Origin of the sequence: Streptomyces sp. NBC_01317 (assembly GCF_035961655.1) — a bacterium.
In the GTDB taxonomy this organism is placed as follows: domain Bacteria; phylum Actinomycetota; class Actinomycetes; order Streptomycetales; family Streptomycetaceae; genus Streptomyces.
The window spans coordinates 7,965,715-7,983,733 of record NZ_CP108393.1 but is presented as its reverse complement, the minus strand read 5'-3'; the positions used below and the strand labels follow the sequence as shown (position 1 = coordinate 7,983,733).

At 70.8% G+C, this 18,019-nt stretch carries 18 protein-coding genes; 6 read left to right on the top strand and 12 right to left on the bottom strand.

What is annotated here, in order from left to right:
- Positions 1-9 precede the first annotated feature (9 nt).
- Entirely contained in the window at positions 10-612 is a 603-nt protein-coding gene (locus OG349_RS34470) for a TetR/AcrR family transcriptional regulator (protein ID WP_327238356.1), read from the top strand.
- A 102-nt stretch (positions 613-714) separates the two neighbouring features.
- Here the strand turns inward: OG349_RS34470 and OG349_RS34465 are convergent, their stop codons facing one another.
- Genes OG349_RS34465 through OG349_RS34450 form a run of 4 tightly spaced genes read right to left on the bottom strand, consistent with a single transcriptional unit; the run spans position 715 to position 4,915 of the window.
- Positions 715-1,623: a class I SAM-dependent methyltransferase gene (locus tag OG349_RS34465; protein WP_327238355.1), complete on the bottom strand. Its 909-nt coding sequence runs from the start codon at positions 1,621-1,623 to the stop codon at positions 715-717.
- A 33-nt stretch (positions 1,624-1,656) separates the two neighbouring features.
- The gene (locus tag OG349_RS34460) at positions 1,657-2,745 is read right to left on the bottom strand and encodes an NAD(P)-dependent alcohol dehydrogenase (RefSeq protein ID WP_327238354.1); all 1,089 of its coding nucleotides are present in this window, start codon (positions 2,743-2,745) and stop codon (positions 1,657-1,659) included.
- 2 nt (positions 2,746-2,747) lie between these two features.
- Positions 2,748-4,151, bottom strand: a complete 1,404-nt coding sequence (locus OG349_RS34455) for an aldehyde dehydrogenase family protein (protein WP_327238353.1) — start codon at positions 4,149-4,151, stop codon at positions 2,748-2,750.
- 8 nt (positions 4,152-4,159) lie between these two features.
- A complete protein-coding gene (locus tag OG349_RS34450) occupies positions 4,160-4,915 on the bottom strand; it encodes a (5-formylfuran-3-yl)methyl phosphate synthase (RefSeq protein WP_327238352.1) in 756 nt (251 codons plus the stop codon).
- A 307-nt stretch (positions 4,916-5,222) separates the two neighbouring features.
- Between OG349_RS34450 and OG349_RS34445 the strand changes: the two genes are divergently transcribed.
- Together OG349_RS34445 and OG349_RS34440 are read left to right on the top strand one after the other, a co-directional pair.
- Entirely contained in the window at positions 5,223-6,245 is a 1,023-nt protein-coding gene (locus OG349_RS34445; RefSeq protein WP_327238351.1) for a DUF4331 family protein, read from the top strand.
- A gap of 140 nt (positions 6,246-6,385) precedes the next feature.
- Positions 6,386-6,589: a hypothetical protein gene (locus OG349_RS34440; protein ID WP_327238350.1), complete on the top strand. Its 204-nt coding sequence runs from the start codon at positions 6,386-6,388 to the stop codon at positions 6,587-6,589.
- 4 nt (positions 6,590-6,593) lie between these two features.
- On the opposite strand, the gene paaE is transcribed toward OG349_RS34440, so the two are convergent.
- From paaE to OG349_RS34410, 6 genes are all read right to left on the bottom strand, one after another.
- Positions 6,594-7,697, bottom strand: coding sequence for a 1,2-phenylacetyl-CoA epoxidase subunit PaaE (gene paaE, locus OG349_RS34435; RefSeq protein WP_327238349.1), 1,104 nt, complete (start codon positions 7,695-7,697; stop codon positions 6,594-6,596).
- A complete protein-coding gene (paaD, locus tag OG349_RS34430) occupies positions 7,697-8,212 on the bottom strand; it encodes a 1,2-phenylacetyl-CoA epoxidase subunit PaaD (RefSeq protein WP_327238348.1) in 516 nt (171 codons plus the stop codon). The genes paaE and paaD overlap by 1 nt, the downstream gene beginning before the upstream one ends.
- Positions 8,206-9,036: a 1,2-phenylacetyl-CoA epoxidase subunit PaaC gene (gene paaC / locus OG349_RS34425; RefSeq protein WP_327238347.1), complete on the bottom strand. Its 831-nt coding sequence runs from the start codon at positions 9,034-9,036 to the stop codon at positions 8,206-8,208. The genes paaD and paaC overlap by 7 nt, the downstream gene beginning before the upstream one ends.
- A 9-nt stretch (positions 9,037-9,045) precedes the next feature.
- The gene (gene paaB / locus OG349_RS34420) at positions 9,046-9,354 is read right to left on the bottom strand and encodes a 1,2-phenylacetyl-CoA epoxidase subunit PaaB (protein WP_327238346.1); all 309 of its coding nucleotides are present in this window, start codon (positions 9,352-9,354) and stop codon (positions 9,046-9,048) included.
- Positions 9,351-10,331 carry a 1,2-phenylacetyl-CoA epoxidase subunit PaaA gene (gene paaA / locus OG349_RS34415; RefSeq protein ID WP_327238345.1) on the bottom strand — a complete coding sequence of 327 codons (981 nt, stop codon included), beginning with the start codon at positions 10,329-10,331 and terminating at the stop codon, positions 9,351-9,353. The genes paaB and paaA overlap by 4 nt, the downstream gene beginning before the upstream one ends.
- 144 nt (positions 10,332-10,475) lie before the next feature.
- Positions 10,476-11,699 carry a thiolase family protein gene (locus tag OG349_RS34410; protein ID WP_327238344.1) on the bottom strand — a complete coding sequence of 408 codons (1,224 nt, stop codon included), beginning with the start codon at positions 11,697-11,699 and terminating at the stop codon, positions 10,476-10,478.
- 537 nt (positions 11,700-12,236) lie between these two features.
- Here OG349_RS34410 and OG349_RS34405 point away from each other — a divergent pair.
- Positions 12,237-13,106: an NPP1 family protein gene (locus OG349_RS34405; RefSeq protein WP_327238343.1), complete on the top strand. Its 870-nt coding sequence runs from the start codon at positions 12,237-12,239 to the stop codon at positions 13,104-13,106.
- Positions 13,107-13,210: 104 nt separating this feature from the next.
- Here OG349_RS34405 and OG349_RS34400 read toward each other — a convergent pair whose 3' ends face one another.
- Positions 13,211-13,621, bottom strand: coding sequence for a MarR family winged helix-turn-helix transcriptional regulator (locus tag OG349_RS34400; RefSeq protein ID WP_327238833.1), 411 nt, complete (start codon positions 13,619-13,621; stop codon positions 13,211-13,213).
- Positions 13,622-13,918: 297 nt separating this feature from the next.
- Here OG349_RS34400 and OG349_RS34395 point away from each other — a divergent pair, with 297 nt between their 5' ends.
- The gene (locus tag OG349_RS34395; protein ID WP_327238342.1) at positions 13,919-15,376 is read left to right on the top strand and encodes an MFS transporter; all 1,458 of its coding nucleotides are present in this window, start codon (positions 13,919-13,921) and stop codon (positions 15,374-15,376) included.
- Positions 15,377-15,442: 66 nt separating this feature from the next.
- Here OG349_RS34395 and OG349_RS34390 read toward each other — a convergent pair whose 3' ends face one another.
- The gene (locus OG349_RS34390; RefSeq protein ID WP_327238341.1) at positions 15,443-16,627 is read right to left on the bottom strand and encodes an acyltransferase family protein; all 1,185 of its coding nucleotides are present in this window, start codon (positions 16,625-16,627) and stop codon (positions 15,443-15,445) included.
- A 406-nt stretch (positions 16,628-17,033) separates the two neighbouring features.
- Between OG349_RS34390 and OG349_RS34385 the strand changes: the two genes are divergently transcribed.
- On the top strand, positions 17,034-17,795 hold the full coding sequence (locus OG349_RS34385; RefSeq protein ID WP_327238340.1) for a hypothetical protein: 762 nt from the start codon (positions 17,034-17,036) through the stop codon (positions 17,793-17,795).
- The last annotated feature ends 224 nt before the right edge of the window (positions 17,796-18,019 follow it).

The following is an 18,019-nucleotide window of genomic DNA, read 5'->3' as shown; positions in this document are numbered from 1 at the left end:
AATCCGCGTATGGACAGCCCTGGACTCCGTGAACAGAACAAGCAGAAGACGCGCCAGGCCATCGAGGAGGCCGCCGCGCGCCTCTTCGGCGAGCGGGGTTTCGAGCACACGACGGTGCGTGACATCGCGACGGCCGCCGGCGTCGGAGAGCGGACCTTCTTCCGCTACTTCCCCTCGAAGGAGTCCCTGATTGTGAGTCAGGTCCGTGACCTGATCCCCCGGTTGGCCCGTCTTCTGCGCGAGCGCCCGGCCGCCGAAACCCCCTACCGGGCCATGTGCAACGCCGTACTGACACTGGCGGGCGAGCACGACGTACCGCCGGCCATCTTCATCACCGGTTCGCCGAAGGATCTGACGCCGGACTCGTCCCGTACCGACCGGTTCCTCCTGAGAGACCTCGAACAGGCCGTCACGGCCGCCATGGAGGAGCGTCTGGGCGCCGGTGAGGACGCTCCGGAGCTGCGCCTGCGGGCGGCGGTCAAGGCCCGGGCGGGTGTCTCCGCCCTGCGCGGGCTGCTCGCGGTCCACACCGGGAGCACGTTGACGACAAGCCTGAGCATGAAGCAGCTCGCGGGCCTGGTCGAGGACGCGTTCGCCGCGCTGGACGACTGACAGGCGGGACGACTGACAGGCGGGACCGGCGTCGACGCCGGTCCCGCCTGTACGGAGGTACGGGAAATCCTGTACGGGGGTACGGGAAAAACGGACGCGGCGTTACGGCCGGGGCTTGTCCGCGAACACCCAGCGGTTGCCCGCCAGCGCGTCGTTGTCCTCGGGCAACGGCCCGCGTCCGTGGTACCGGGTGAAGTCGAAGGGCGTGTGGACCGCGGTGGACCAGCCCTTGACCGCCAGGTCACCGACGGAGTCGGGCCGCGGCCGGAGGTCGAACAGGTTGAGCAGGTCGATGCCGATCTGGTGATGGGTCGAGGTGTAGAGCGGGCTGTCGCGGTATGCCAGCAAGTCCCTTTCGAGCTTGACCTCGAACGCGAGGGCGCTCCCCGGCGCGCTCAACCGGTCCACCGTGTCGATGAGGTACGTCTCGGCGACGGGCGGCAGGTAGAAGAGCAGCCCCTCCGCCAGCCACACGCTCGGCGCTGACGCGTCGAAGCCGGTGCCGGCCAGCGCCGCGACCCAGTCGTCCCGCAGATCGACCGGGACGGGTACGCGCTCCGCCTTCGGGACGGCCGACAGCCCGTCGAGGACCTGGTGCTTGAACGCCAGCACCCCTTCCCGGTCGATCTCGTAGACCACACAGCCGGAAGGCCAGTCGAGCCGGAAGGCCCGCGTGTCCAACCCGGCCCCGAGCAGGACCACTTGGCGGGCGCCGCCCTTGCGCACCGACCGGAGGACGAAGTCGTCGAGGACCCTCGTCCGCAGGCCGAAGTACCGCGCGAACCGCCCCCACAGCGGGTTCGCGTCCCCGTCCGCGACCTGGTGCGGGCGCACCGGCCAGGCGGCGGACGCCGGTGCGGCGAGCACGAAGTGCTCCGCGTAGACGTCCCTGGCCAGGGCGTCGTGGCGGTGGGTCTCGATCGCCCGTGACGCGGCGACCAGGAGAGCGGTCAGGCCGACCCCTCCTTCCACGCCTTCCACACCGGTGTCACGGGTTGTTGTGCCGGTCACATGTTCTCCCTTGTCGCACGTCGGCTGCTCCCGCTACGGGAGCAGGACGGGTTTGACGACGCGGCCCGCCTCACAGTCGCGTTCCGCTTCGTTGATGTCGGCGAGTGGGTAGGTACGGATCAACTCGTCGAAGGGAAACCGCCCGGCCTGCCACAGTCCGGTCAGCCGCGGTATCAGCAGTCCCGGCACCGCGTCCCCCTCGCAGATGTGGGAGATCTTCCTGCCCCGGTCCAGCGCCCCCGGTTCGAGCGGCAGCGCGGTGTGGAGCCGGGCCACCAGACCGAGGTGACCGGTCGGGCGCAGGGCCCGCAGCGCGTCGTTGATCAGCGGGGCCGAGGCCGTGGTGTCCAGCGCGTATCGCGCTCCGCCGTCGGTCAGGTGCCGGATACGGCCGGGCAGGTCGGGTGTCGTGGCGTCCAGCGCGATCGCGCCGAAACGCCGTGCGAGGGCGAGCCGTTCGGGGTACCGGTCGACGGCCACGACCACCGCCCCGCAGGCGACGGCCGCCATCACCGCGGCCAGGCCCACCGCTCCCGCGCCGAAGACGGCGACGGTGTCACCGGGCCCGGCGCCGAAGGAGTTGAGGACCGCACCGGCGCCGGTGAGGAAACCGCAGCCGAGCGGTCCGAGCAGTTCGACGGGCAGCGCGGGGTCGACCCGGACGGCGTTACGGGCCGCCACCACCGCGTACTCGGCGAACGAGGACTGGCCGAACCACCGGGGGGCCAGTTCGCCCCCCATCGCGTCGGTGAACCGGGCTGCGTTCTCCTTGCGCCCGCCGAAGAGGTTGAGCGAGGCGAAGGAGTCGCAGTAGGCGGGGGCCGCGCCCAGGCAACTCCGGCAGTGTCCGCAGGAGTCGAAGCTGAGCACCACGTGGTCGCCGTCGCTCAGACCGGTGTGCGGGCCGCCGGTCTCCACCACGACCCCGGCCCCTTCGTGGCCGAGCACCGCCGGCAGCGGTGAGCGGCCCGCCGACCGCCGGACCGCGAGGTCGGTCCGGCACATGCCGGTGCCCGCGATCCTGACCAGGACCTCACCGTCGGCGGGACCCCGGTCCAGCTCCACCTCCTCGACGGCGAACCGGCTCTCGTACGAACGCAGCACCGCAGCGCCGAATCTCATCCTCACGGCTCCAGCGGACGGTGTACGACGAACGGCGCGAGGTTCCCGTACAGCCCCCAGAGGCCGCCCGCGACTCCGACACCGCTGTCCTTGACGCCCGCGAAGGGCTGGGCGAGGGACAGTTCGGCGTGGTGGTTGATCCACGCCGTCCCGCACTCCAGCCGGCCGGCGACCGCCTCGGCCCGGTCGAGGTCGGTCCCCCACACCGACCCGCCCAGCCCGAAGCCGGTGCTGTTGGCGGCCTCGACGGCTTCGCCGACGCTCTCGTACGGCAGCACCGGCAGGAGGGGGCCGAACTGCTCCTGTGTCACCACCGGGCTGCCGGGCGGGACATCGGCGAGGATCGTCGGAGCGTAGAAGTAGCCGGGCCGGTCCAGCCGGTGGCCGCCGGCCACCGCCCGGGCGCCGTCCGCCAGGGCCTGGTCCGTGTAGCGCTCGACCCGGGCCAGTTGGGGGGCGTTGTTGACCGGGCCCAGCTGCGTGCCCGGATCGAGGCCGGCTCCGACAACGGCGCTCTTCGCGCGCTGTGCCAGGGCCTCGACCACGTCGGAGTAGAGCCGGGCCGGGGCGTAGACGCGCTTGACCGCCATGCAGACCTGCCCGCAGTTGCGGAACGCCGCCCAGAACAGCCGGTCCGCGATCCGCTCCACGTCCACGTCGTCCAGCAGGATCGCGGCGTCGTTGCCGCCCAGTTCCAGGGTGACCCGGCCGAGCGACGCCGCCGCGCCCCGCGCGACGGCCCGCCCGGTGGGAACGGAACCGGTGAAGGTCACGTGCCGGATCCCCGGATGGGCGGCCAGGCGGGCGCCGAGGGGTTCGTGACCGGTGACGACGGTGAGCACGTCCTCGGGGAGGACGGAGGAGACGACGGAAACCAGCAGCCGGGTGGCAAGGGGCGTGAAGGGCGACGGCTTGAGCACCACCGTGTTGCCCGCCGCGAGCGCGGGCGCGAACTTCGCCGACGCCAGCTGGAGCGGGAAGTTCCACGGGACGATCGCGGCGACGGGCCCCAGCGGCCGCCAGCGGATCTCACTGCGTACCGGACGCCCGTCCGAGATCCGCTGGGGCCCGGGGACCAGATCGGCGAAGTGGCGCAGGCGGGCGGCCGTACGGTCGATCTCCGCGTGCGACTCCGCCAGGGGTTTGCCCTGTTCCCGGGTGAGCAGCGGGGCGAGATCCGCGCCGGCCACCTCCACGGCGTCGGCCGCCGCGAGCAGCGCGGTGGTGCGGGCGGCGGGATCGGCCCGCCAGCCCCGCCAGGCCTCCCCCGCCCGGCCGACCACGGCGTCCAGTTCCCCGGGCGGCTGGTCGGGAGCCTCCTCGAAGGCCTCGCCCGTCGCCGGATCGAGGACGGCGAAGCGATCCACGCGGGTCCCGGGTACGTGAGTGGGCTGAGGTGTCGGCATGCCGGCACTCAGCTCGCGGCCGCGGCGGCGGCCGCGTGTTCCCGGGCGTGCCGGTCCATCTCCGCCCGGAAGGCGGCCACCAACTGGGGCTGAATCCTTCCCGTGTTGCGGTCGCCGCCCTCACAGACGGCCCCGCGTACCCCCACGATGTCCGTACCGATACGGGTCAGCTCACCGAGGTCTCCCACCTTCACACTGCCGGCGAGGGCCGCGAGCAGACCGTACTCGTGGGCGAGGCGGACGAACTCCCCGCAGACGTCCGGCGGAAGGTGGTCGAACAGCCGGGTCCCGTCCTTGACCGCGGTGTCGAGCATGGCCGCGTCCGCGCCGGAGCGGCGGGCGATGTCGGGCAGCGCGAGCGGGTTGACGCAGCCGATCCGGTGGGCGTCAGCGTAGCCCGAGGCGACCACCAGCGCCTCCGGCCGGTACTCCTTCACCGCCCGGACGACCCCCCGCATGACGTCGACCGCCTGTTCGGGTGTCGTGCAGCCGTAGAGGCCGACCTTGATGTACGTGGCCCCCGAGACGGCCGCGCCGAGGGCCGCCTGGGCCACCGTGCCGGGCTTGTACGGCACATCCCCCACCGTCGCGGACACCGGCTTCCCGGCCGGGACCGCTTCACGGATCTCCCTGATGACCCAGGGGAAATTCGCGCCGAGCGAACCCTCGTCGGGCTTCTTCACATCGACAATGTCCAGATACTCCGCCGCCTTCGCACAATCGAGAGCTTCCTCGACACTGTCCGGAGAGATGAGAAGCAACAACGTGGACTCCTTTTCATCGCACACCCGTCCGATCACCAGACAGGTATACGGAGACGACCGGATTCCTTGCGGTGTGTTCATCATTCACCGGGCTCCATAGCCCTCGGTAGAGCGCACAGAACCCGGACGGGAATGGCAGTTCACCCCCCAACGCGCCGTGCACGCCCGTGAAAGCACGCCGCACACACCCGTCCGAAGCGAAGACGCCGGCGATCACTCGATCGACCAGTTCCGACATATGGCAGATATAGGATGAGTGGGACATAAAGCTCGGGACCACCGGGATCGCGACAAGAACGGACCAGTCATGTCTCATCACCTCGACACCCCGCTGGCGGCGCAGAACGGCCAGTTGTTCATCGACGACCTCTACGTCTTCGCCGGGGAGGACAGCACGGTGTTCGTCATGGACGTCAACTCGAACATCACCGGCGTCCACGCCGAGCCCGGCTTCCACCACGAGGCGCGCTACGAGATCAAGGTGCACTTCGACGGCGCCGACCGGGAGACCCTGACCTACCGGTTCTCCTTCGGCGAACCCGACGCGAACGGCCGGCAGGCGCTGCGCCTGCACTCCCTGACCGGCGCGGACGCCCAAGGGGATGCCGCAGAGGGTGAGTTGGTGCTGGAGGGCCGTACCGGCGAAACCGCCACGGGGGCCGGAATCCGCGCCTGGGCCGGGCGGGTCCAGGATGCCTTCTACGTCGACCTGTCCCTGCTCTCCGTCGTCAACGGAGCCGTGGGGAAGGGCACCGCCGTGGACCTGTCGTCCTGGAACCCCCGGGAGGCGCGGAACACCTTCGACGGTACGACGGTCGAAGCGATCGTCCTCGAAGTCCCGCACACCCACGACCGGTTGCGGCCCGGGGCCCGTACCGGCGTGTGGTGCGCGACCAAACTGGCAACCGACGCCGGCGGCTGGCGGCAGATCAACCGTGGCGGCAACCCGATGATGTGGCCGATCTTCTGGCCCGACGACACGGACTTCTCGAACCCGGCCAACACCCGCCACCCGTCCGAGGACGTCGCCGCCGACGGCCCGGCGATCGCCGGCCGGATCGCCGCCGTGGTCGCGGCCACCGGTACCTCGGCCGACCCCGCGGGCTACGGGCAGACCGTCGCCCTGGGGCTGCTCCCCGACGTCCTGCCGTACGTGGTCGGCACCCCGGCCTCCTTCGGCTTCGCCGCCCGCAACGGCCGTACCCGCGCGGACAACGCACCCGAGGTGATGATGTCCCTGGTCACCAATCTGCCCGTGCCCAGCGGCCTCTCCCCCGCCACCACCAAAAACCAGCGGAACGACCGTTTCCCGTACGTCGTACCGGAGTGAGTACGCCCCTTGCCTCTTCCCATCCGATTCATATGCGAGCCCTGATCCGGGCTCCGGTGGCGAGAGGCCGGACGGCATGAGATCGTGTCGTCCGTTGGGTCGTGCGCCGGGTTGTACGGGGGGCCGAGGAGGAGAATCCGATGGCCATGGAAGCGCTGAGCAAATTGATGGACCAGATTTCGCCGGACCATCAGGATTGGGTCAACTCATTGCCGAGGGAACGGCAGCTCGAACTGCTGAAAATGTGGGAGAACCACGGCGGGAACACCGAGCTCGGCAATATCGGGACCGACAGCAACAGCGTGGACCCGGACGCGCTGATCGAGAAGTTCAGAAAGAACTGACACCTCAGCTGTCGTAGTCGACGCTCACCGTCTCGGAGACGGGGAACGTCTGGCAGGTGAGCACGTAACCGGCGTCGACCTCGGCGGGTTCGAGCGCGTAGTTGCGGCGCATGTCGGCCTCGCCGTCGGTGACCAGGGCGCGGCACGTCCCGCACACGCCGCCCTTGCAGGCGAACGGCAGGTCGGGGCGTGTCTTCTGCGCGCCGTCGAGGATCGTGGCCGTACGGGCCAGCGCGCCGGTGGTGGAGCGGCCGTCCAGCGTGATGGTGACCTGGCTGACCGGGCCGTCGGCGACGCCGTCCACGTGGCGCGTCTCCCGTACCGGCTCGTCGTCGGCGAAGAACAGCTCGCGGTGGACGCGGTCGGCGGGGATGCCCAGGCCGGTCAGGACGCGCTGGGCGTCGCGGACCATGCCGTGCGGGCCGCACAACCACCAGTGGTCCGCGTCGGCGGTGTCGACCAGGCCGTCGACGAGCGCGGCGAGCCGGTCGCCGTCGAGGCGGCCGGTGAGCAGCTCGGCCTCGCGGGGCTCGCGGGAGAGGACGTGCGCGAGCTGGAAGCGGGTGGGGTAGAGGTCCTTCAGGTCGGCGAGTTCGTCGGCGAACATGACGGAGTTGGTGCGGCGGTTGCCGTAGAAGAGGGTCACCCGGGAGCGGTCGTCGGCGGCGAGGACCGACTCGGCGATGGAGATCATCGGGGTGATGCCGGAACCGGCCGCGATCAGGACGTGGTGTCCGTGCACGGTGAGGTCGGGGGTGAACGCGCCACTGGGGGCCATCACGTCGATGACGTCCCCCGGCCTCACCTCGTGGACCAGCCAGGACGAGAACAGGCCGTCGGGCACTTCCCGTACCCCGATGCGCGGCGGGGTGCCCGCCGGGGCGCAGATGGAGTACGAGCGCCGCTCGTCCCGTCCGTCGACCTGGCGGCGCAGGGTGAGCGCCTGTCCGGGGGCGAAGGCGAACTCGCCGGCCAGTTCGTCGGGGATCGTGAACGCGACGGAGACCGCGTCGTCGCACAGCCGCCGCACCTCGGCCACGCGCAGGGGGTGGAAGGCGGGCCGGCGCCGTGGGGCCCGTACGGGTGCCGGGCTCAACAGGTCTGCCATCAGATCTCCTTGACGTACTCGAACGGCTCGCGGCAGGTGCGGCAGCGCCACAGCGCCTTGCACGACGTGGCGCCGAACCGGGAGGTTTCCTCGGTGTCCGCCGAGCCGCAGAGGGGGCACATCACCTCGGCGCGGGTGGGCGAGAGCACCAGCGGCACCGGGCCGGGCCCGTGCCGCGGCGCGGGTCCTGGCGGGGCGATGCCGTGCTCGGCCAGCTTGCGGCGGCCGGCGGGTGTGATCCAGTCCGTGGTCCACGGCGGGTCGAGCACCGTACGGACCTCCACGCGCGCGTACCCGGCTGCCTTCAGCCGGGTGGCGACCCCGGCGCGCATCTCGGCCATGGCCGGGCAGCCGGAGTAGGTCGGGGTGAGGCTCGCGACGATCGTGCCGTCCGCGCCGGCCTCGACCTCGCGCAGCACGCCGAGGTCGGCGAGGGTGAGCATGGGGAGTTCGGGGTCCGGGACGCCCTCGGCGATGCCGCGGGCGCGGCGGACGTCCGCCGGGCCGGTCACCATGTCCCCTCCGGGTGGGCCCGGGCCACGGACTGCAATTCGGTCAGCAGCGGGACGAGGTGTTCGGTGTGGTCCCCGTCGCGGCCCGATCCGGGAAGCGGCTGCCAGGCGGGCAGGGGCAGTCCGGCCGTGTCCAAAACCTGGCGCAGGACACCCACGACTTCGTCGCGGACGTCGTACGCGGAGAACAACTCGCCCAGATACGGGGTCACTTGCCGCAGCGCGGCCCGCATGCGACGGTGCGACTCGTCCGTACCGTCGCCGAGGCGCACCGCCCAGTCGGCGGCCCACTGGCGGTGGTACGCCAGCTCCTTCACGCCCTTGACGGCGATGGCCGAGAGGACGGGGTCCGCGGTGGCGGTCAGCCTCTCGAAGTGGGCGAGCCGCCAGCTGGAGAGCACCAGGAGCCGTACGACGCTGAACGCGAAGTCCCCGTTGGGCAGTTCGGCCAGGCGCACGTTGCGGAACTCGCCGGCGTCGCGGAAGTAGGCGTACGCGTCCTCGCCGCGGCCGGTGCCGTCGGCGTGGCCGGCCCGGGTGTAGAGCAGGCGGGCCTGGCCGAGCAGGTCGAGTCCGATGTTGGCGAGGGCCACGTCCTCCTCCAACTCGGGGGCGCGGGTGGTCCATTCGGCCAGCCGCTGGGCGCCGACGAGGGCGTCGTCGCCGAGCGCGAGGCACGACGCGGTGAGTTCCCGCCGGTCGACCCCGTCCGGGACGGTGGTGTCCACGCCGTGCAGCGGGTCCTCGAAGCCGGTGCCGAACGCCCACCGGGCGTCGCTGTCGTCGTGCCCCTCGGCCAGGGTCATGTAGACGTGGTCGTCGGTCATGCCCTGCTCCTAGATGTGGGGGACGTCGTCGGGGATGTCGTAGAAGGTGGGGTGGCGGTACACCTTGTCCGCGCTGGGCGCGAAGAAGGGGTCCTTCTCGTCGCGGGTGGAGGCGGCGATGTGCGCGGAGGGCACCACCCAGATGCTCACGCCTTCGTTGCGCCGGGTGTACAGGTCCCTGGCGTGCGTGAGGGCCATGCGGTCGTCGGCGGCGTGCAGGGAGCCGACATGGACGTGGTTCAGCCCTCGCTTGCCGCGTACGAACACCTCGTACAGCGGCCAGCCCGCCTTCGGCTCCTGGGGGTCGCTGTCGCTCATGTCGCCGCTCCTTCGCGCGTGCGTGCCGTCCGCTTCGCCGCGTGGGCCGCGGCCGCCTCCCGTACCCAGGCGCCTTGCTCGTGGGCGTCGCGCCGCCGCTCGACCCGTTCCGCGTTGCACGGCCCGTCGCCCTTGATGACGCGCATCAGCTCGTCCCAGTCGGGGGTGCCGAAGTCGTGGTGGCCCCGCTCCTCGTTCCACCGCAGTTCGGGGTCGGGCAGGGTCACGCCGAGCTTCTCCGCCTGGGGCACGGTCATGTCCACGAAGCGCCGGCGCAGTTCGTCGTTGCTGTGGCGCTTGATCTTCCACGCCATGGAGGCCGCCGAGTTGGGCGAGTTGTCGTCCGGCGGGCCGAACATCATCAGGGATGGCCACCACCACCGGTCGACCGCGTCCTGCACCATGGCCCGCTGGGCCCCGGTGCCGCGCATCATCGTCATCAGCAGTTCGTAGCCCTGCCGTTGGTGGAAGGACTCCTCCTTGCAGATGCGCACCATGGCGCGGGCGTAGGGCCCGTAGGAACTGCGGCACAGCGGCACCTGGTTGCAGATGGCCGCGCCGTCCACGAACCAGCCGATCACGCCGACGTCGGCGAACGTCGGCGTGGGGTAGTTGAAGATGGACGAGTACTTCTGGCGGCCCTCGATCAGCCGCCGGGTGAGATCTTCGCGGTCGACGCCGAGGGTCTCGGCGGCCGAGTACAGGTACAGGCCGTGGCCGGCTTCGTCCTGGACCTTCGCGAACAGGATGGCCTTGCGGCGCAGCGAGGGCGCGCGGGTGATCCAGTCGCCCTCCGGCTGCATGCCGATGATCTCCGAGTGGGCGTGCTGCGCGATCTGCCGGATCAGCGTCTTGCGGTAGCCGTCGGGCATCCAGTCGCGCGGCTCGACGCGCTGGTCGCGCGCGATGGTGGCCTCGAAGTACTCCGCGAGCCCCGGAGCGGCGCGAACCGCCGCCTCGGGCTGTGTGTCATCCATGCCATCTCCCCAACCGACCGTTCGTTCGGTTCTTCATATCATGCATTCTACGGCTTCCCACAAGTGCCGCGCGGGGTCAGCGACCCGCGTATTCGGGCCGGTCGTGCCCTTCCCCGACCGGGAGGGATTCCGGGACCCCCGCGCTCACACCCGCTCCACCAGCATCGCGACACCCTGGCCGACGCCGACGCACAGGGTCGCGAGCCCCCTGCGGGCGTCCGCCCGCTCCAGACGGCCGAGCAGGGTGAGCACGAGGCGGGCGCCCGAGCAGCCCAGCGGGTGGCCGAGCGCGATGGCCCCGCCGTCGGCGTTGACCCTCTCCTCGTCGAGCTTGAGGCGCCGTACCACCGCCAGCGCCTGGGCGGCGAACGCCTCGTTCAGTTCGACGGCGTCGAGGTCGGCGGTCTGCCATCCGGCGCGGGCGAGAACCTTCTGGGTGGCGGGCACCGGTCCGAGGCCCATGAGGTTCGGCTGGACGCCGGCCGAGGCCGACCCGACGATCCGGGCGCGTGGCGTGAGCCCGTACCGCGCGACGGCCGCCGCGCTCGCCACCACCAGTGCGGCGGCGCCGTCGGAGAGCGGTGAGGAGGAGCCCGCGGTGACGATGCCGTCCGCGCGGAAGATCGTGCGCAGGGCGCCGAGCTTCTCCGGCGTGGTGGTGGGACGCGGCCCCTCGTCCTGGGTGACCTCGCCGTCCTTCACCGGGACCGGCACGATCTCACGGTCGAAGTGCCCGGCCGCCTGGGCCGCGAGGGCGCGCCGGTGGCTGCGCAGGGCGAACGTGTCGGACTCGGCGCGGGTGATGCCGTCGAGTGCGGCGACCTCCTCCGCGGTCTCCCCCATCGACAGGGTCACCTTCGTCGTCAGCGGATCGGCGCCGGCGGGCACGGCCCGGTCGGCGGCGGCGAACCGCGGGTGGGTGAAGCGCCAGCCGAGGGACGTGTCGTACACCTGCCCCGGCTTGGCCCACGGCGTGCCGGGCTTCTCCATCACCCAGGGGGCCCGGGTCATCGACTCCACCCCGCCGGCGACGACGAGGTCCGCCTCGCCGGCGCGGATCGCCTGGGCGGCGGAGGCGACGGCCGTCAGCCCCGAGGCGCAGAGCCGGTTGACGGTGTAGCCGGGCACGGTGTGGGGCAGTCCGGCCAGCAGGACGGCCATGCGCGCCACGTCCCGGTTGTCCTCGCCCGCCTGGTTCGCGGCACCCAGGATCACCTCGTCCACGGCGTCGGCCGGGATCGCGGCGCGGCGTACGGCCTCGCCGACCACGAGGGCGGCCAGGTCGTCGGGGCGTACGGAGGCGAGGGCGCCGCCGTAGCGGCCCTGCGGGGTACGGGCTCCGTCGATCAGGTAGACGTCGTCAGTCATGGGCGGGCTCCTCGGCGGTGACCGGGCGGCGGGACTGGAGGATGGCGAACCGGCTTTCCTGCGGCAAGTGTCCACCTCTTGACGGGAACGGTTCGCGGCTGGGCGACGTACCCTCTCCGCACGCTAACCGAATGGTCGGTCGGGACACAAGACGGAGGGAACCGGGACGGCTGCGACGATCAGCGGGCACGGCCCCGTGGCGGTCGCCGCCGGGGCCGACGTCCGCCGCCGGGCCGCCGGCCACCTTCCGTACCGCCCGGCCCACCACATCCTGACCCGGTGTCAGCTTACGGACGGATTGTCCCGGTGGGCTCCTCCGTCCGCGGACAGGTGTGGTGAAGACTCCTGCCACAAGCATTGATCATGTCTATGTCATCCGCTTTCCTTTCCTTGTTCAGGCGTCCGCCCTCCGGTGCCGGAACAGTCGCGAAGTGTGTGGTGCGTCGGCGCGGAGAACCGCGCGGATGTCGGAGTCGCTCCCCCCGTGCCGGCCTGATGTCGCGTCATGGGTCTTGAGTCCTGCGAGGAGAGTCAAGAATGAGAAGTTTTCTGCGCCAAGCGCCGGTGGCCCAGGCGGGGGTGAGGACGTCGGAGAGCTCGGCCGTACCGGTCACCGCGCCGTCCAAGCCCTCCTTCCTCAAGCGCGGGGCGGCCCGGTTCGCGACCGTACTCGGTGCCACGGTGCTGGCGGTTGTCATCCCCGCCTCGATGGCGCACGCCGATCCGCCGCGCAACCTGCCGCAGAACGCGGGAGGTTGGGAGCAGTCCTTCTCCCCGGCCTACGACTACGACACCGACGGCTGCTACGCCACCCCCGCGATCGGCCCTGACGGCACGCTCGCTCCCGGGCTGAACACGACCGGCGCGGTCAACGGCAGCTGCCGGGACCAGTCAGACCTCGACAACTCCCAGACGTACGCCCGCTCGAAGTGCAACAACGGCTGGTGCGCCATCGTGTACGCCAGCTACTTCGAGAAGGACCAGGCTGTCGCGGGCAGTGGCCTCGGGGGCCACCGCCACGACTGGGAGCACGTCATCTCCTGGGTCAACCAGTCCACCAACCAGGTGGAGTACGTGACGACCACGCAGCACAGCAGCCAGGTGACCTACCCCCGCTCGCAGGTGCGCTTCGACGGGTCGCACCCGAAGGTCGTCTTCCACAAGGACGGGCTGTCCACGCACTTCTTCCGGCTCGCCAACAGCAATGACGAGCCGCCGGAGAACCACTACCACAACTGGCGCTATCCGGCCCTTGTGGACTGGAACGGCTGGCCCAGCACGGCATTGCGCGACCGGCTGATGAACGCCGACTTCGGTTCGGCGACCATCAAGATCAACGACGGCAGGTTCGTGAGCCTCCTCACCAACTCCAAGCCGTCCGGCATCGCCTTCAACCCCCAGGGCTGACAGCGGTTTTCCGGCACCGGCGGCAGCGCTGTGGCGTTGCCGCCGGTGCCGGCGCATGTGGTCGTGCGTTGTGGTGAGTCGTGGCGTACGGTCGTCGCCCCGGCTCAGTCGCGTGGCCAGGGGCGGCCGTCGAGGCGTTCGATGTCCCGGTTCAACCGCCCCAGGCTGTCCGCCAGTTGGGCCGCCTCCCCGGGTGTCCAGGCGTCCAGCAGTCTGGCCAGGCCGTTCACGTTCCCGGCCCGGTCGCTGTCCAGGCGGCGTTCGCCTTCGGGGGTGATGGCGAACCGGCGGGCGATGCCTCCCCCGGGGTCCGGGATCCGCTCGACGACCCCGGCTCGCAGCATGGCGGCGGTCTGCCGGTTGAGGGTGGACGCGTCCAGGCCGAAGGCGTCGCTCAGCCCGCCGATGGACATCGGCCCCTCGGCCCGGATGCGGCTGAGCAGGGTGTAGGCACTGCGGTCGAGCCGCCCGCCGCCCCGGGAGGCGAGCAGGTGCAGATACCGGCCGAGAAGCATGGTCTCGAACTCGATCCGCTCCAGGGGCTTGCCGGGGGTCCCAGCGTGTTCAGGGTTCTCGGGGCTTTCCGGCTTCTCCGGCTTTTCGCGCTCTTCGGGCTTGTCCAAGGGATGGTCCACGCGGGCTCTCTTCGGCTTCGGATCCTGCCCGTCCTCTCTATCACGGCTGAGATGCATCACGCACATCGCGTGCATCTAGCACGTCTCATGCATGACACACGTCTCATGTATGGTGCACATCGAGCGCACCCCTGGTGGCGCTCCGCCGTGACCTGGAAGACCAACAGGGAGACACCCGTGGACAGTTCCCAGCCCGCAGCCCGCCCCGGCGGCGTTGTCGGCATCCTCGCCTTCGCCGGCATCGTGGCCGCGATCACCCAGACCCTGGTGGTGCCGCTGATCGCGGAACTGCCGAAGCTGCTCGACACCTCCGCGTCGAACGCCTCCTGGGTCATCACCGCCACCCTGCTCGCGGCAGCCGTGGCCACGCCCGTCGCCGGACGGCTCGGCGACATGTACGGCAAGCGCCGCATGCTGCTGGTCTCCCTGGTCCCGCTGGTCGCGGGCTCGGTGGTCTGCGCCGTGTCCTCCTCCGTCGTCCCGATGATCGTCGGCCGTGGTCTGCAGGGCATAGGCATGGGCGTGGTTCCCCTCGGCATCAGCCTCCTGCGTGACGTGGTGCCGGCCGAGAAGCTCGGCTCCTCCATCGCGATCATGAGCGCGTCCATGGGCGTGGGCGGCGCGCTCGGTCTCCCCTTCGCGGCCGCGATCGCCGAGAACACCAGCTGGCGGGTGCTGTTCTGGGTGGTCGCCGCCCTGGCCCTGGCCGTCGGAGCACTCATCTGGGCCTTCGTACCCGCCGGTGGCGAGACGACCGGCTCGAAGGGCTTCGACGTGCTCGGCGCCATCGGCCTCGGCATCGGCCTGGTCTGCCTGCTGCTCGCCGTCTCCAAGGGCGCCGACTGGGGCTGGGGCAGCGGCACCACCCTCGGCCTGTTCGCCGCCGCGGTGGTGGTGCTGCTGGTGTGGGGCCTGTGGGAGCTGCGTATCAGTGACCCACTGGTCGACCTGCGGGTGACCGCCCGTCCCCAGGTCCTCATGACCAACGCGGCCTCGGTCCTGGTCGGGTTCGCGATGTACGCCCAGTCCCTGGTCGTGCCCCAGCTGCTCCAGCTGCCCGAGGCCACCGGTTACGGCCTGGGCCAGTCGATGCTGGCCATGGGTCTGTGGATGGCGCCGGCCGGCCTCATGATGATGATCATGTCGCCGCTCGGCGCGAAGCTGTCCGCCGTCAAGGGCCCCAAGGTCACGCTGGCCGCGGGCAGCCTGGTCATCGGCGTGGGTTACGGCATCTCGCTGCCGCTCATCGGCTCCGGCTCCCCGTGGAGCCTGCTGGTGGTCACCCTCGTCTGCAACACGGGCGTGGGCTTCGCGTACGGCGCGATGCCCGCTCTCATCATGGGCGCCGTCCCTCTGTCGGAGACGGCCTCCGCCAACAGCTTCAACACACTGATGCGGTCGATCGGCAGCTCGGTCTCGGCCGCCGTGATCGGTGTGGTCCTGGCCCAGATGACCACCGACTTCGGTGGTTTCGCCCTGCCGTCCGAGGACGGCTTCCGTATCGCGATGCTCATCGGCTGCGTTGTGGGACTCGCGGCCGCGGTGCTCGCTTCCCTCATTCCCGTACGGAAGACCACGCAGCCCGGATCCGCCCTCGCACCGGCCCCCGTACCGGAGACGGCCGCCAAGGCCTGACCGTACACCCGTACGTGAGATGGCTGCCGGCGCCCGTCGAGGCGCCGGCAGCACGTCCCTTGTCCGCTAGCGGGCTTCGGCTTCGGCGGGCTGGGTGCGGGAACGCAGGCGCAGGGCCTGCCGCTGCATCGTGCGCTTGAAGCGGGGGCCGAACGGCTTCTCCACCAACCGGTGGATGAGCCAAGCCAGTACGAGCATCAGGGCGACGGTGGCGAGGAGGGTCAGGCGCGGGTCGATCCCGAACTTCCGGTGCAGGACGGCGATCGCGAACCAGCCGAGGTGTTCGTGGACCAGGTAGAAGGGATAGGTGAGGGCGCCGGCGAAGCTGAGCCAGCGCCAGTTCGCCCACCGGAACCAGCCCAGCGCCACGGCCGCCACCGACGCGAACGCGAAGGTGACGATGAGCAGGATGACGTGCGGGGAACGCTGTTGGAAGACCTGGGTGGCGTCGGGGCTCCACAGGGCGACGGTCGCGTAGTGCTGGCCCAGCAGCCAACTCGTGGCCACGATGCCCCAGAGCAGCAGGTCACTGCCGTACCGGTGGATCAGGTAGAGCGCGAGACCTCCGACGAAGAACGGCGCGTACTCCTGCATCACGATCTCGTTCAGGAGGGGGACGTCGGCGACCTGGGCGAGGGCCGTGGACACGATCCAGAGACAGCAAAAGATCACAACACGGCGGTAGTTGACGCCCTTCCACACCACGAAGAGCGCGAACAGCAGGTAGAAGCGCGCCTCCACCCAGAGGGTCCAGCACACTCCCAGGACACGGTCCACGCCCGTCGGCTGCTGGAGCATGGTGAAGTTCACCAACACCTCGTCGAGGCGCAGCGGTTCACTGACGGACGGAAGCACGAAGCACGCGGCGGTGACCAGGACTATGGCCGCCCAGTAGGCCGGGTAGAGGCGTGAGACCCGTGAGCGGAAGAAGTCGCCGAGGGTACGGCCCCAGCTGCTCATGCAGATGACAAATCCGCTGATGACGAAGAAGATCTGGACGCCGAGGCACCCGTAGACCGCGACCGCGGAGAGATCGGGGAACAGGTGCTTCGGGGACTGCCCCCAGACCCGGGTGATCTCGCCGCCGCGCCCCGCGTAGTGGTAGAGACAGACCATCAGCGCGGCCAGCAGACGCAGCCCGTCGAGGGCCCGCAACCTGCTCTGCTTCGTGGGCTGTTCCGCCGAGGGCGCCGCGGCGCCCTCCGGCCGGGGCGCCGGATCCGGCACCCGTACCAGGGTCGCGTGAGTCATTCCGTCTTTGTCCGTTCGTTCCGGGGCGGGAGGGGACCGGGGGTTCCGCGGCAGGATCCGAAGGAGACGGCGCAGGGCGGCACAACGGTCCGTCGGAGAAATCTAGGCGGCGTTCGATGAACCGTGCGATATCGCACGGGTGAACAGGTCCTGACTCGCGGCGACCACCGCGTGAACTCCGGGCACAGGCGCCCGGGCCCTTCCGCCGACGCGTCAAGAAAGCCGTCGGTCCGCCGAGTCGTCGCGATCGCGCTGGGTATACACCCTGTCACGGAGTGAGTTCGGACCGTGTCACAGAAGTGGCACTCCGTCCGGCTTCACTCCTGACACACCACCGGTGACCGCTCTCGCGGGACGTCCGGGCCCCGGCCCGGTCACCACCGGTCGCCGTTCCATGGAAGTGCTGATGCGCCCCACTCGCAAGCTCCTGACCCTCGCCGGATCCACCCTGCTCTTGACCGGCAGCGTGTTCCTCCTCCCCACCAGCGCCCTGGCCGGAGTCGCCGCCGCCGTCCCCTGTACGGAAGCGGGGCTGGTCTCCGCGGTGAACGCGGCCAACGCGGCCGGCGGCGGTACGGTCACGCTGACCGCCCGCTGCACGTACACGCTCACCTCCGCCCACGGCGACGACGGTGTCAACGGCCCGGCCGGGTTGCCGCTCATCACCACCCCGATCAGCTTCTCCGGCAACGCCAACACTTTCGCGAGGCCCGCGTCGGCGACCCCGTTCCGTATCGCACAGGTCGCCCCGACCGGCGCCCTGACGCTCAACGCCGTGACCCTCACGGGCGGCAAGGCCACAACCGCCGGCCACGACAACGGGGGCGGCGTCCTGAACTTCGGGGCGGTGACGCTCACCGGCGGCGCGCTCAGCGGCAACAACGCGGTCGGCCTCGGCGGCGGCATCCACAGCAGCGGTACGGGGGCGGCTGCCACGTTCACCAGCAGTACGGTCCAGGGCAACACGGCCGGCCGGGGAGCCGGCATCGCGAGCGCCGGCGCGACCCTCACGCTGACCAGCACGACGGTCACGCTCAACGCGGCGACGACCCAGCCCGGCGGGATATACTCCGGGGGCACCTCCACCCTCACCACCACCACCGTGACCGCCAACACACCGACGAACTGCGTCAGCAGCCCCAACCCGGTCGGCGGCTGCGTCGGCTGACCCGACACGACCTGACCGTATCCGAACCGGTCGGGGCGTCCGCCGCCGTGGACGGCCCGATCGGTGGGGCGGCCTGTGCGGTGGGGCGCCCTCTCCCCTCTCTTCAGCAGACAGTCACGCCGCGTTCCGGCGGTGTTCGCCGGAGCGTTCGCCCCGACCAGGTTCGATGGCACGTCAGCGGCCCCACCCGTCACCGTCCGAACTCGCCCGCGCCCCACCGCGCC

Bases quoted from the DNA above. Each gene is read 5' to 3' on its own strand.
- paaA (WP_327238345.1), bottom strand. From the start codon at position 10,331: ATGGATGACACACAGCCCGAGGCGGCGGTTCGCGCCGCTCCGGGGCTC.
- OG349_RS34400 (WP_327238833.1), bottom strand. From the start codon at position 13,621: ATGCTTCTCGGCCGGTATCTGCACCTGCTCGCCTCCCGGGGCGGCGGG.
- OG349_RS34455 (WP_327238353.1), bottom strand. From the start codon at position 4,151: ATGCCGACACCTCAGCCCACTCACGTACCCGGGACCCGCGTGGATCGC.
- OG349_RS34410 (WP_327238344.1), bottom strand. From the start codon at position 11,699: ATGACTGACGACGTCTACCTGATCGACGGAGCCCGTACCCCGCAGGGC.
- paaB (WP_327238346.1), bottom strand. From the start codon at position 9,354: ATGAGCGACAGCGACCCCCAGGAGCCGAAGGCGGGCTGGCCGCTGTAC.
- OG349_RS34405 (WP_327238343.1), top strand. From the start codon at position 12,237: ATGAGAAGTTTTCTGCGCCAAGCGCCGGTGGCCCAGGCGGGGGTGAGG.
- OG349_RS34460 (WP_327238354.1), bottom strand. From the start codon at position 2,745: ATGAGATTCGGCGCTGCGGTGCTGCGTTCGTACGAGAGCCGGTTCGCC.
- OG349_RS34390 (WP_327238341.1), bottom strand. From the start codon at position 16,627: ATGACTCACGCGACCCTGGTACGGGTGCCGGATCCGGCGCCCCGGCCG.
- paaD (WP_327238348.1), bottom strand. From the start codon at position 8,212: ATGGTGACCGGCCCGGCGGACGTCCGCCGCGCCCGCGGCATCGCCGAG.
- OG349_RS34385 (WP_327238340.1), top strand. From the start codon at position 17,034: ATGCGCCCCACTCGCAAGCTCCTGACCCTCGCCGGATCCACCCTGCTC.
- OG349_RS34445 (WP_327238351.1), top strand. From the start codon at position 5,223: ATGTCTCATCACCTCGACACCCCGCTGGCGGCGCAGAACGGCCAGTTG.
- paaC (WP_327238347.1), bottom strand. From the start codon at position 9,036: ATGACCGACGACCACGTCTACATGACCCTGGCCGAGGGGCACGACGAC.
- paaE (WP_327238349.1), bottom strand. From the start codon at position 7,697: ATGGCAGACCTGTTGAGCCCGGCACCCGTACGGGCCCCACGGCGCCGG.
- OG349_RS34440 (WP_327238350.1), top strand. From the start codon at position 6,386: ATGGCCATGGAAGCGCTGAGCAAATTGATGGACCAGATTTCGCCGGAC.
- OG349_RS34470 (WP_327238356.1), top strand. From the start codon at position 10: ATGGACAGCCCTGGACTCCGTGAACAGAACAAGCAGAAGACGCGCCAG.